8 protein-coding genes are annotated in these 13262 nt (G+C 74.0%); 3 read left to right on the top strand and 5 right to left on the bottom strand.

Annotated features, from left to right (window positions below):
* Positions 1-1223 (top strand): CehA/McbA family metallohydrolase (locus E4099_RS19150; RefSeq protein ID WP_135340319.1); only part of this gene is annotated, 1223 nt, incomplete at its 5' end.
* A gap of 160 nt (positions 1224-1383) precedes the next feature.
* Here the strand turns inward: E4099_RS19150 and E4099_RS19145 are convergent.
* From E4099_RS19145 to E4099_RS19125, 5 genes are all read right to left on the bottom strand, one after another.
* On the bottom strand, positions 1384-3126 hold the full coding sequence (locus E4099_RS19145; RefSeq protein WP_135340318.1) for an N-acyl-D-amino-acid deacylase family protein: 1743 nt from the start codon (positions 3124-3126) through the stop codon (positions 1384-1386).
* A 48-nt stretch (positions 3127-3174) separates the two neighbouring features.
* Positions 3175-4299 carry an LLM class flavin-dependent oxidoreductase gene (locus E4099_RS19140; RefSeq protein WP_135340317.1) on the bottom strand — a complete coding sequence of 375 codons (1125 nt, stop codon included), beginning with the start codon at positions 4297-4299 and terminating at the stop codon, positions 3175-3177.
* Between the two features lie 110 nt (positions 4300-4409).
* The gene (locus tag E4099_RS19135; protein WP_135340316.1) at positions 4410-5195 is read right to left on the bottom strand and encodes an SDR family NAD(P)-dependent oxidoreductase; all 786 of its coding nucleotides are present in this window, start codon (positions 5193-5195) and stop codon (positions 4410-4412) included.
* 11 nt (positions 5196-5206) lie between these two features.
* A complete protein-coding gene (locus tag E4099_RS19130; protein WP_245244987.1) occupies positions 5207-6181 on the bottom strand; it encodes a TIGR03619 family F420-dependent LLM class oxidoreductase in 975 nt (324 codons plus the stop codon).
* Entirely contained in the window at positions 6169-7383 is a 1215-nt protein-coding gene (locus E4099_RS19125; RefSeq protein WP_135340315.1) for an amidohydrolase family protein, read from the bottom strand. Before E4099_RS19125 ends, E4099_RS19130 begins: the two co-directional genes overlap by 13 nt.
* A 244-nt stretch (positions 7384-7627) precedes the next feature.
* Here E4099_RS19125 and E4099_RS19120 point away from each other — a divergent pair, with 244 nt between their 5' ends.
* Both E4099_RS19120 and afsR read left to right on the top strand, forming a co-directional pair.
* Positions 7628-10210, top strand: coding sequence for an ATP-binding protein (locus E4099_RS19120; protein WP_280923508.1), 2583 nt, complete (start codon positions 7628-7630; stop codon positions 10208-10210).
* A gap of 112 nt (positions 10211-10322) precedes the next feature.
* Positions 10323-13253, top strand: coding sequence for an SARP-family global regulator AfsR (gene afsR, locus E4099_RS19115; RefSeq protein WP_135340313.1), 2931 nt, complete (start codon positions 10323-10325; stop codon positions 13251-13253).
* The last annotated feature ends 9 nt before the right edge of the window (positions 13254-13262 follow it).

Below are 13262 nucleotides of genomic sequence, written 5' to 3'. Positions count from 1 at the left end.
GGCGGGGCTTCCGGGGCTGGTCGGGTGGTGCCCGCAGCGAGTTCAGCATCAGCGCCGATGCGGCGACCCCCGCCTATCTGCCCGGTCCGGTCAACGCCGGCACCTGGCACATCGTGCTCGGTCCGTACACGGTGGCCCCCCAGGGCCTGGACTACGCGGTGACCATCACGCTGCGCTTCGGGGAGCCGGGCCGGACGCCGAAGCCGGTGTACCCGCCGCAGCGGGCGAAGGGGCGGGGCCGGGCCTGGTACCGCGGTGACAGCCATCTGCACACGGTCCACTCGGACGGCAAGCGCACCCCGGCCGAGCTGGTCGCCGCGGCCCGGGCTGCCGAGCTGGACTTCATCACCACCACCGACCACAACACCGTCTCCAGCCATGCCGCCTTCGAGGGGCTGTGGGACGAGGACCTGCTGATCCTCACCGGCGAGGAGATCACCACGCGGAACGGCCACGTGGTGGCGATGGGCACCGATCCGGGGGTGTTCGTCGACTGGCGCTACCGGGCCCGGGACAACGCCTTCGGCAAGTACGCGCGCAAGATCAGGCAGGCCGGCGGGCTGGTCATCCCGGCGCACCCGCACGGCGACTGCGTGGGCTGCAACTGGAAGTTCGGCTTCAACGAGGCGGACGCCGTGGAGGTGTGGAACGGCACCTTCACCCCGGACGACGAGGTGACCATCGCCGAGTGGGACAACACCCTGGTGGCCGCGGTCCGCTCCGGCCGGCGCTGGCTGCCCGGCGTGGGGCACAGCGACGCCCACCGGGAGCCGCAGGTGGTGGGCCTGCCGCAGACCGTGGTGCTCGCGGACGAGCTGTCCCGGACCGCGATCCAGGAGGGCATCCGGGCCGGCCGGGTCTGGATCGCGGAGTCCGCGCGGGTGCGGCTGGCGTTCGAGGTGGTGGCGGGCCGCGGGCAGCACGCGGGGATCGGCGGCCGGCTGCGGGTGGCGCCGGACGAGCCGGTCACGGTGCGGTTGGAGGTCTCCGGGGTGGGCCCGGACTGCTCGGTGTGCTTCGTCACCGACCAGGGCCGGCTGTACACCACGGCGCTGCCGCCGGAGGGCTCCGGCACGGTGGTGTGGCGCACGACCGCTTCGTACGCGGCGTATGTGCGGGCGGAGGTGCGGCACGCGAGGGCGGACGGCGGGGCGTCCGGCTTGCCGGGGGCGATGGTGGCGATGACCAATCCGGTGTTTCTGGGGGATGAGCGGTTGGATTGAGGCATGGGGGTGCGGGGGTCGTCTTTGGGGTGCGGGTTGTCGGTGGCTGGTCGCGCAGTTCCTCCCCCGGACTTCGTCCGGGGGGACCCCCAGCGCCCCTGCGGGGCGCGACCCCAGCGCCCCTGGGGGCGGGGCCCAGCGGTCGTGCGGGGCGTGGGGGTCAGTGCCTGGTGTCCACCGTTTCGGTGTCGCGGCCGGAGCGTAGGACTTGGCCGGGGAGTGCGCCGGTGGGGCGGTCCTCGCGGAGGGTCTGCACCCCGTTGACCCGTACGCTCACCACGCCCACCGGGCGCGAGTCCAGTCGCGGGCCGTCCCCGGGCAGGTCGTGCACCAGGGTGGCCGGGCCCGCGTCGATCCGCTCCGGGTCGAAGAGCACCAGGTCCGCGCGGTAGCCCTCGGCGATCCGGCCGCGCCCGCGCAGCCCGAACAGCCGCGCCGGGTCGTCGCTGAGCATCCGCACCGCGCGCTCCAGGGTGGTCAGCCGGCGTCCGCGCAGGCAGTCGCCGAGGAAGCGGGTGGTGTACGGGGCCCCGCACATGCGGTCCAGGTGGGCGCCCGCGTCGGAGCCGCCCAGCAGCACGTCCGGGTGCTCCCAGGTGCGCCGGCGCAGCTCCCAGCTGCCCGGGTCGTTGTCGCGGGGCATCGGCCACAGCACGGTGCGCAGTTCGTCGGCGGCGCAGATCTCCACCAGGCAGGCGAAGGGGTCCTGGCCGCGCTCGGCGGCGATGTCGGCCACCACCCGTCCGGTGAGTCCGGCGTTGGCGGCGGCGTAGGTGTCGCCGATGACGTACCGGTCGAAGTGCGCCAGCCGCCGGAAGACGCCCGCCTCCGGGCTCGCGGCGCGGCGCAGCATCTCGGCCCGTACGCCCGGGTCGCGCAGCCGGGTGATCCGTTCGGGCACCGGGAGGGCCAGCACCTCGCCCCAGCCGGGGATCAGGTTGAGGGCGCAGTAGGTGCCCAGTGACATGTTCATCGGGGTGAGGATGGGCATGGTGAGCGCCACGATCCGGCCGCCGGCGGCGCGGGCCCGCTCGCTGGGCTCCAGCTGGCGCGGCACCCGGTCCGGCACGGCGGCGTCGATGGTCAGGACGTTCCAGTTCAGGGGGCGTGCGGCGGTGGTGGTCAGCTCCACCAGGAGGTCGGTCTCGGCGTCGGTGAAGCGGTCCAGGCAGCCGTCCACGATCGCCTCCAGCTGGGTGCCCGGGTGCTCGCCGACCGCCCGGCACAGGGTGGTCAGCTCACTCGGGTCGGCGTGGCGGGAGGCGACCGGGCGGCCGTCGCCGTCCGAGTGGGTGCCGGAGCGGGTGGTGGACAGTCCCCAGGCGCCGGCCTCCAGGGACTGGTGCAGCAGCCGTTCCATGGCGCGCAGTTGCCCGGCGTCCGGCCGTCCGCCGACCGCGGCCGGGCCCATCACCTGCCGGCGCAGCGCGCAGTGGCCGACCATGAAGCCGGCGTTGACGGCGATCCGGCCCTCCAGGGCGTCCAGGTAGTCGTCGAAGCCGTGCCAGTTCCAGGGCGCGCCCTGTTCCAGCGCGGCCAGTGACATGCCCTCGACCCTGCTCATCATCCGCCGGGTGTAGTCGGCGTCCGCGGGGCGGTCCGGGTGCAGCGGGGCGAGGCTGAAGCCGCAGTTGCCGCCGACCACGGTGGTCACGCCGTGGTCCATGGAGGGGGTGGCGTACGGGTCCCAGAAGAGCTGGGCGTCGTAGTGGGTGTGCGGGTCGACGAAGCCGGGGGCGAGCACCAGCCCGGTGGCGTCCTCGGCGCTGCGGGCGGGCTCGGCCACCGTGCCGGGCTCGCCCAGGGCCGCGATCCGGCCGGCGCGGATGCCGAGGTCGGCGCGGCGGGCGGGCGCCCCGGTGCCGTCCACCAGGGTGGCGCCCTTGATCAGATGGTCGAGCATGGCCTGGGGTCCCTTCCGGTCGGCCGCGGCGGCTGCGCGGGGTCGGGGTCAGCCCGCCGCCGTACGGAAGCGGGTGGTCCGGTGCACCGGGTCGGTGTCGATCTCGGGGATCACGTGCTCGCCGATGAGCCGGATGGTGTTCAGGGTGTCGGCCCGGGAGATGCCGATGGGCAGTCCGAAGGAGAGCTGGTCGGCGCCGGCCTGTTCCCACCGCTTGCACTGGCGGAGCACCTCGTCCGGGTCGCCGCAGACCATCAGCTCCTCGGCGATCAGCAGTTCGATGACCTCCTCGGTGTACTCCGGCAGGAGTTCGGGCCACCGCGGGATGCCCTCGGGGCGGGGGAAGGTGTCGTGGTAGCGGAAGAGCAGCGACTGGAGGTAGTTGAGTCCGCCGCCGACCGCGATCTCCACGGCCTTGGCGTGGGTCTCGGCGCAGATCGCGGTGGTGGTGACCATGACGTTGTCGTTGACGAAGGCGCCGACGGGCTGGGCCTTGCCGATCTCGGTCTTGTACGAGTCGACCACCCATTCCATGTCGGAGACCTTCTGCACGCTGAAGCCCAGCACGCCCAGCCCCTTCCGGGCCGCCATGGCGTAGGAGGAGGGGGAGCCGGCCGCGTACCACATGGCCGGGTGGGCGGGGCCGTACGGCTTGGGCAGTACGGTGCGCGGCGGCAGCGACCAGTGGGCGCCGTCGAACCCCTGGTACTCCTCCTGGAGCCACATCCGGGGGAACTCGGCGATGGTCTCCTCCCAGATCTCCCGGGTGCGGTCCATGTCGGTGACGCCGGGCAGGAAGCCGAGGATCTCGTGGCTGCCGGCGCCGCGCCCGGTGCCGAACTCGAACCGGCCGCCGCTGAGATGGTCGAGCATGGCGGCCTTCTCCGCGACCTTGACAGGGTGGTTGACCTGCGGCAGGGGGTTGAAGATGCCGGAGCCGAGGTGGATGCGCTCGGTGGCGTGCGCCAGATAGCCGAGGAAGACGTCGTTGGCCGAGAGGTGGGAGTACTCCTCCAGGAAGTGGTGCTCGGAGGCCCAGGCGTACTTGAAGCCGGACCGGTCGGCCTGGATGACGTACTCGGTCTCTTCGATCAGCGCGTGGTGCTCGGCCTGGGGGTCGGACCGGCGGCGGCGGTCCGGTACGTAGCCCTGGACAAAGATCCCGAATTCCACGGTCACTCCTCGGGGGAATTTATCTGACGATCCGTCAGATTCGAATCGACTCTGGCACCGGGCCCCGATGGCGTCAAGGGCTGTCGGGAGCCGCCTGGGGGCCCGGTCGGTCAGAACAGCTGGACCCCGGCGAGCCAGCCGCCGTCGATCACGAACGGCTGGCCGGTGATGTACGAGGAGTCCGCGCAGGACAGGAAGAGGGCCAGTCGGGCCACCTCCTCCGGGCGGCCGATCCGGCCCAGCGGCACCGCCTTGCGGTACAGCTCGTCCACCGCCTCGGCGGTCTGCGCGGGATCGGCGTCCGGGTCCAGCAGCGCCGGGTTGGTCATCGGGGTGTCCACCGCCCCCGGGCACATCGCGTTGACCCGGATGCCCCGCGCGGCCAGCTCCAGCGCGGCCACCCGGGTCATGCCCACCACCGCGGCCTTGGTGGCGGCGTAGGCGGCGACGTACGCCATCCCGGACAGCGCCACATACGAGGCGGTGTTGACGATGGTGCCGCCGCCGGCCGCGGCCAGCTCCGGCGCCACCGCCCGCATCCCCAGGAAGGCGCCCACCTGGTTGACCCGCACCACCTCGGTGAACTCCTCCAGCGGGGTGTTCACCAGCTCGTTGAAGCGCAGGATCCCGGCGTTGTTGACCAGTCCGTCCAGCTTCCCGAAGGCGTCCTTGGCGGCGGCCACCGCGGCCGCCCAGTCGGCCTCCTCGCGCACGTCCAGCCGGACGTAGCGGGCCCGCTCCTCGCCCAGCTCCTTGGCGAGCGCCTCGCCCGGCCCGTCCAGTACGTCGGTGAGCAGCACCCGCGCGCCCTCGGCCGCGAACAGCCGCGCCTCCTGCTCCCCCTGCCCGCGGGCCGCCCCGGTGATCAGTACGGTCCGCCCGTCCAGCTTGCCCACTGCCGCCTCCGTCAGTCGTCGAGGTACGGCGCCACCTCAGCGGCGAACGCCGCGATCTGGTCGGTGAGTTCGTCACGGTCGCGGCTGCGGAACCGCAGCTGCACCTGGTCCACGCCCATCGCCCGGTAGGCGCGCAGCGACTCGGCCAGCCGCTCCCCCGGGCCGGTCAGCGTCCGGCGGCCGACCGGCCAGGTCGGCGCGCCCACGTAGAGCGGCTCGGCGATGGCGCCGATCACCGCGGGTTCGGCGATCCCGGCCGCCGTGCGGATCGCCCGCAGCCGGGCGATCCGCCCCGGCAGCCGGTCCCTGGGGTCGCCCTGCGGCAGCCAGCCGTCCCCGCGCTCCGCGGCACGGCGCACCGCCGCCGGGGACGATCCGCCCACCCACAGCGGCGGGCGGGGCCGGCGGGCCGGGCGCGGTGCCTGCCCCAGGTCGGCGAAGTCGAACCGCCGCCCGTGGAAGGCGGGGAACTCCTCCTCGCCCAGCGCCGCCTTGAGCGCGTCGATGGTCTCGTCGAGCAGCGCGCCCCGGCCGGCGAAGTCCACCCCCAGCGCCGCGAACTCCTCGGGTACGTGCCCGGCGCCCACGCCCAGCACCAGCCGCCCGCCGGAGAGGTGGTCGAGGGTGGCGTACTGCTTGGCGGTGACCAGCGGGTGCCGCAGCCCGGCGACGGCGACATGGCTGAGCAGCAGCACCCGTTCGGTGGCGGCGGCCAGGTAGGACAGGGTGGCGACCGGGTCGTACCAGACGGTGCCCATCGCGGCGGCCAGCCGGCGGGGGACGGCCACGTGGTCGCAGCAGGCGATGTACGCGAAGCCGTGCCGGTCGGCCGCCCGGGCCACCGCGAGCAGGTCGGCCGGTCCGGCCCGCGCCTCCCAGCCCTCGGCGTACAGGGTGCTCAGCGACTGGATCGGCAGCTGGATGCCGTAGCTCAGCCGGCCGGGCGGCAGCACCCGCGGCCCCTGGCCGCCGGCTACCGGGCCCACAGCCCCTCCGGGGTCAGCTGGAGCAGGTCGATGGCGTTGCCGCGGACGATCCGCTCGACGGTCTCCGGCGCCAGGTGCCCCATCTGGGCCTCGCCGACCTCGCGGGACCGGGGCCAGGTGGAGTCGGAGTGCGGGTAGTCGGTCTCGTAGAGGACGTTGCGCTCGCCGATCGCCGCCAGGTTGCGCAGCCCCACCGGGTCGTCGAAGAAGCAGCCGTACACATGCTCGGCGAAGAGTTCGGAGGGCGGGCGCAGCACCTTCTCGGCCACCCCGCCCCAGCCGCGGTTCTCGCGCCAGACCGTGTCGGCGCGCTCCAGGATGTAGGGGATCCAGCCGATCTGCCCCTCGGCGTACATGATCCGCAGCGTGGGGAAGCGGTCGAAGACGCCGGACATCAGCCAGTCCACCAGGGAGAAGCAGCAGTTGGCGAAGGTGAGCGCGGAGCCCACCGCGGGGGGCGCGTCGGCCGAGGTGGACGGCATCGAGGAGGAGGAGCCGATGTGCATGGCGATGACGGTGCCGGTCTCCGCGCAGGCCGCGAGGAAGGGGTCCCAGTCGCGGCTGTGCACCGAGGGCAGGCCCAGCCGGGGCGGTATCTCGGAGAAGCAGACCGCGCGCACCCCGCGCTCGGCCATCCGGCGCACCTCGGCGGCGGCCAGCTCCGCGTCCCAGAGCGGGACCAGGGTGAGCGGGATCAGGCGGCCGGCCGCCGGGCCGCACCACTCCTCCACCATCCAGTCGTTGTAGGCGCGCACCCCCAGCAGGCCCAGCTCCCGGTCGGCGGCCTCGGTGAAGGTCTGCCCGCAGAAGCGCGGGAAGGTGGGGAAGCAGAGCGCCGACTGCACATGGTTGAGGTCCATGTCGGCCAGCCGCTCGGGCACCGAGAAGGAGCCGGGCCGCATCTGCTCGAAGGTGATGGCCTCCAGCCGCACCTCGTCGCGGTCGTAGCCGACGGCGGTATCCAGCCGGGTGAGCGGGCGGCGCAGGTCCTCGTAGACCCACCAGTCGGCGGGCGGGCCCGGGTCGCCGGGGTCGCCCATCACCGGTGTGAACCGGCCGCCCACGAAGGTCAGGTCCTTCAGCGGCGCCCGGACCACGCGCGGCCCGAGGTCGCGGTATTTCGACGGGAGCCGGTCCCGCCAGACGTGCGGGGGTTCGACCGTGTGGTCGTCCACCGAGATGATCCACGGGAAGGGAGCCATGTCCGCCACGGTAGCGCCGATCTGACGATGCGTCAGCTATCCGGGTGCCATTACGTGCGGCTTTCCGGACCACCAGGGGTACGGGCAGCCGCACGTGCCCCTGCGGGCACGGGGGGCCATTTCCACGGGTGACGCCGACACCGGGGACAAGGCAGACTGGCCGGTGCAGCACCACAGCACGCGCGGGGGGAAAACCATGGCCCAGGACGACGGGCGAGGATTCAGGCAGCCGCCACACTCAGCCGTGGTCGGCTCCGGGGTCTGGCACGAGGAGGGCGAGGAGGAGGATCTCGTCCTCACCGAGGCGCGGCTGGACCTGGCCCTGGAGCGCGGACTGCACGCCGAGGCCATCTCCGAGCTGACCGCGCTGACCGCCGCCCACCCACTGCGCGAGCGGCTGCGCGAGATGCTCATGCTCGCCCTCTACCGCAGCGGACGCCGCTCCGAGGCGCTCGCCGTCTACGCCGACACCCAGCGGCTGCTCGGCGAGGAGCTGGGGATCACCCCCTCCGCCACGCTCACCGAGCTCCAGCTGCGGATGCTCCGCTCCGACGCCGGGCTGGCCCCCGGCACCCCGGTCGCCCCGCCGGCCGGCGCCGCCCTGGTGCCGCCCGCCCAGCTGCCGGCCTCGGTCGCCGACTTCACCGGCCGCGAGGCGCTGGTGCGGGAGCTGAGCGAGCGACTGACCGGCACCCCCGAGCACGGCACCCCGGTGGTCTCCATAGCGGGCACCGGGGGCATAGGGAAGACCGCCACCGCGGTGCACGCCGCACACGCCGCGCGGCAGCACTTCCCCGACGGCCAGCTCTATGTGGACCTGCGCGGCGCGGGTGCCGCGCCCACCGACCCCGAGGCGGTGCTCGGCGCCTTCCTGCGTGCCCTGGGCACCCCGGACGCGGCCATCCCGGACGGCCTGGAGGAGCGCGCCGCCCTCTACCGCTCCACGCTCTCCGGCCGCCGGGTGCTGGTCCTGCTGGACAACGCCCGCGACGCCGCCCAGATACGCCCGCTGCTGCCCGGCGCCGAGCGCTGCGCGGCCCTGGTCACCAGCCGCACCCGGATGGCCGACCTGGAGGGCGCCAGCCTGGTCGACCTGGAGGTGATGCGCCCCGAGGAGGCCTTCGCGCTCTTCGCCCAGATCGTGGACCGGGAGCGGGCCGAACTGGAGCGCGAGGAGTCGATGCACGTGGTGGCCGCCTGCGGCTTCCTGCCGCTGGCCATCCGGATCGCCGCCTCCCGGCTGGCCGCCCGCCGCACCTGGACCGTCTCCGTACTGGCCCGCAAGCTGGCCGACGAGCGGCGCCGACTGGACGAGCTGCGCGCCGGCGACCTCGCCGTGAAAGCCACCTTCGAACTGGGGTACGGCCAGCTGGAGCCGGACCAGGCGCGCGCCTTCAGGCTGCTCGCCCTCCCCGACGGGCCCGACATCTCACTGGCCGCCGCCGCCGCGCTGCTGGACCTGTCCGCGGTGCGCGCCGAGCGGCTGCTGGAGTCCCTGGTGGACATCTCGCTGCTGGAGTCGGTGGCCCCCGGCCGCTACCGCTACCACGACCTGGTGCGGCTGTACGCCCGCTCCTGCGCCGAGCGCGACGAGCGGCCGGCGGCCGGGCAGGACGCGGCGCTCTCCCGGCTGCTGGACTTCTACCTGGCCACCGCGGCCCACGGGTACGCGATCGAGCGGCCCGGCGACCGCACCGTGGACCATGTGGCCCGCCCGGCCGGGACCGGGCTGACCTTCACCACCTCCGCCGACGCGGTGGAGTGGCTGTTCAACGAGGCGGACTGCCTGATCGCGCTGGCCCAGCAGTGCGCCCCCAAGGAGCTGCGCGGCCGGGCCGCCGACCTGCTGACGGTCGCGCTGGACGTGGCCGAGTCGGGCGCCAAGTCACGCCCGTACGAGTGTGCCGCGCTGGCCGTCGCCGAGGCGGGCCGGGCCGCCGGGGACTCCTGGGCGGCCGGGCGGGCCGCCGCCATGCTCGGGCACATCTACAACTTCACCGGGCGGTTCGAGGAGGCCGACCAGGAGCTGAGCCGCGCCCTGGAGCTGGGCCGGGCGGCCGGCGACCCGATCGTGGCCAGCCGCGCCCCCAACCAGCTGGGCATCACCGCCCTCTACCGGAACCGCTCCAAGGACGCGGAGCGGCACTTCACCCAGGCGCTGGCCGCCTTCCGGGCCATCGAGGACGAGCCGGGCGAGGCCAGCGTGCTCTCCAACCTCTCCCGCACCCAACTGACCCTGGGCCACATCGAGTCGGCGCTGGAGCTGGCCGAGGCGGCGCTGGCCATCTACCGGCGGCTGGGCAGTTCGCTGCGGCTGGCCAACGGGATGTACGCGCTGGGCATCACGCTCACCCGCGCCGAGCGACTGGACGAGGCGGTGGGCCAACTCACCGAGGCCCTGGTCATCTTCCGCGAGTGCCGGCAGCAGCGCTGGGAGGGCATGACGCACTTCCGTTTGGCCGAAACCCATCTGACCGCCGGGCGTGCCGCGCATGCGGCCGAACACGCCGAACAGGCCCTGGCCCTCAGGGGACTGGGCGGCGAGTGGCGGCGCGGCACCATCCTGACCGTACTGGGCCGGGCCCTGTGCGCGCTGGGTGAGACGGATCGGGCGCATGCCTGCTGGCGGGAGGCGCTCGCCATCCACGAACGCCTGGGTTCGGCCGAGCAGGAGGAGGTGCGCCGGCTGCTCTCCGGCGTGTCGCGACCCCCGCTGACCGACCCCCGCGGGGGTGACCTCCGCCACTCCGGCGGGCCGAAGCAGACTCCGCCAAACCCCACAGAGTTGATATCCGAGGACAAAACTGACGAGCCGCCAGCTATGTGAGTTCGGACAATATGTGAGGCCCGTGCACAGAGAGCAGCCCCCTACTGACGTAGGGGGCATGGACAAGGCAAACTGACCGGTGCGACTGAGCAAGCACAGGCAGGGGGAGACCATGACCGGCGACAAGGGGCACGGGCTGCGATTGCGCTTCGCCGTGCTCGGACCGGTCCGCGCATGGCGGGGCGAGGAGTCCATCAGCCTCGGTTCACCGCAGCAGCGCGCCCTGCTCGCGGCCTTGTTGCTGCGCGGCGGGCGGACGGCCACCGCGCCGGAGCTGGTCGACGGGCTGTGGGGCGAGGAACCGCCGGCGGCGGCCATCGCGGCACTGCGCACCTACGCCTCCCGGCTGCGCAAGGCGTTCGGACCGGACGCGGACACCCTGATCAGCGAGTCCGGCGGCTACGCCGTGCGGATCGGCCTGGGCGCGGTGGACACCGACGTGGTCCAGCAGTTGGCGACCGAGGCGGAGAAGGCGCGGCACTCGGGTGACCGCGACCGGGCCCGGGAGCTGTTCAACCGGGCGCTGGGGCTGTGGGACGGCGAGCCGCTGGCCGGCCTGGCCGGTCCGTACGTGGAGACCCAGCGCGCCCGGCTGCGCGAGTTGCATCTCTCGCTCCTGGAGACCCGGTTGGAGCTGGACCTGGAGGTCGGGCACCACGCCGAGGCGGTCTCCGAACTCACCGCGCTGACCGCCGCCCACCCCCTGCGCGAGCGGCTGCGCGAGATGCTGATGCTCGCCCTCTACCGCAGCGGACGGCAGTCCGAGGCGCTGGCGGTGTACGCCGACACCCAGCGGATGCTCGCCGAGGAGCTCGGCGTGGACCCCTGCGCCGAGCTCACCGAGCTGTACCAGCGGATCCTCCAGGCGGACACCGAACTCGCGGTGCCCATCGCGGTGGCTCCGGACACCCAGACCGGGGTGGCGCCCGCCTTCATCCGTCCCGCCCAACTCCCCGCGACCGTCGCCGACTTCACCGGGCGCCGCTCGCTGGTGGACGATCTGAGCGCCCAACTGGGCTCCGGCGGCGGCCGGGTGATGGCCGTCTCCGCGGTGGCCGGCATCGGCGGAGTCGGCAAGACCACGCTCGCCGTCCATGTCGCGCACGCCGCCCGGCAGCACTTCCCCGACGGCCAGCTCTATGTCGACCTCCAGGGCTCCGGCCCCGCCCCGGCCGAGGCCGAGGCAGTGCTCGGCGCGTTCCTGCGCGCCCTGGGCACCCCGGACGCGGCCATCCCGGACGGTCTGGAGGAGCGCGCCGCGCTCTACCGCTCCACCCTGGACAGCCGGCGGGTGCTGGTGCTCCTGGACAACGCCCGGGACGCCGCCCAGGTCCGTCCGCTGCTGCCCGGCACCGAGGGCTGCGCCGCCGTGGTCACCAGCCGCATCCGAATGGTCGACCTGGAGAGCGCGCACCTGGTCGACCTCGACGTGATGAGCCCGGACGAGGCGCTGGCGCTGTTCGTCCGCATCGTGGGCGCCGAGCGGGTGGCCTCCGAGCGGGACGCCGCCATGGACGTGGTGGCCGCCTGCGGCTTCCTGCCGCTGGCCATCCGGATCGCCGCCTCCCGACTGGCCGCCCGCCGCACCTGGACCGTCTCCGCGCTGGCCGGCAAGCTCAGCGACGAGCGGCGCCGACTGGACGAGCTGCGCGCCGGCGACCTCGCCGTCAAGGCCACCTTCGAGCTGGGCTACGGCCAGTTGGAGCCGCAGCAGGCGCGCGCCTTCCGGCTGCTGGGGCTCGCCGACGGGCCGGACATCTCGCTGGAGGCCGCGGCGGCCATCCTCGACATGGACCCGCTGGACGCCGAGGACCTGATCGAGTCCCTGGTCGACACCAGCCTGCTGGAGTCCGCCGCCCCCGGCCGCTACCGCTTCCACGACCTGGTCCGGCTGTTCGCGCGGGCCTGCGCCGAGCGCGACGAGCAGCCGCCGGCCGAGCTGGGCGCCGCGATGTCCCGGCTGCTGGACTTCTACCTGGCGACGGCCCGGCAGGTGTACTCGGTGGAGCGGCCGGGCGACCGGCTGGTGGCCCACCTGGCGCCCACCGAGGGCGGCGGGCTCACCTTCCCCAGCAAGGACGCGGCGCTCGACTGGCTGTTCGCCGAGGCCGAGTGCCTGCTCGCCTGCGCCCAGCAGTCCACCGCCCGCGGCCTGCTGCGGCGCGCCGTGGACCTGCTGCTGGCCGCCAAGGACCTGGCCGAGTCCGGCGCGCACGCCCGCCGCTACGAGCAGGCCGCCGCCGCCATCCGGGACGCGGCCCACGCGGTCGACGCCCCGCTGGCCGAGGCCCGCGCCCGTACCGTCCTGACCTATGTGCACAGCGTCACCGGCCGGTTCGACCAGGCGGACGTGGAGGCGCAGCACGCCATGCTGCTCGCCGTGGTGGCCGACGACCCGCTGGTGCAGGGGCACGCCCCCATCGAGCGCGGCATCGTGGCCTTCTACGAGACCCGCTTCGAGGACGCGGAGTCCTACCTCACCCAGGCCCTGCACGCCTTCCGGGCCGACCGGAACGAGCCGGGCGAGGCGAGCGCGCTGAGCAACCTGGCCCGGGTGTACGTGGACATGGGCCGGGTGGCGGCCGGCGTGGAGCTGGCGGAGCGCGCGCTGGCCATCTACCGCCGGATGGGTGTCTCGCTGCGGCTGGCCAACGGCATGTACGCGCTGGGGCTGGCGCTCACCCGCGCCCAGCGGCTGGACGAGGCGCTGGCCCATCTCACCCAGGCGCTGGCCATGTTCCACGAGAGCCGGCAGCGGCTCTGGGAGGGCATGACCCACTACCGCCTGGCCGAGGCGCATCTGGCCGGCAACGAACCGGCCCGGGCGGCCGAGCACGCCGAGCAGTCCCTGGCGCTGCGGGGCCTGGGCGGCGAGTGGCGGCGCGGCGGGTTCCTGACCGTCCTGGGCAAGGCGCTGGACGCGATGGGCCAGACGGACCGGGCACGGGCCTGCTGGAGCGAGGCGCTGTCCATCTACGAGCGGCTGGGTTCGCACGAGATCGACGAGGTGCGCCGACTGCTGACGCCGGCCGCGGTCGCCTGACCCTGTCTC

This window comes from Streptomyces palmae (assembly GCF_004684805.1).
In the GTDB taxonomy this organism is placed as follows: domain Bacteria; phylum Actinomycetota; class Actinomycetes; order Streptomycetales; family Streptomycetaceae; genus Streptomyces; species Streptomyces palmae.
The sequence above is the reverse complement of the archived record's forward strand: the minus strand, read 5'-3'. Positions and strand labels throughout refer to the sequence as shown.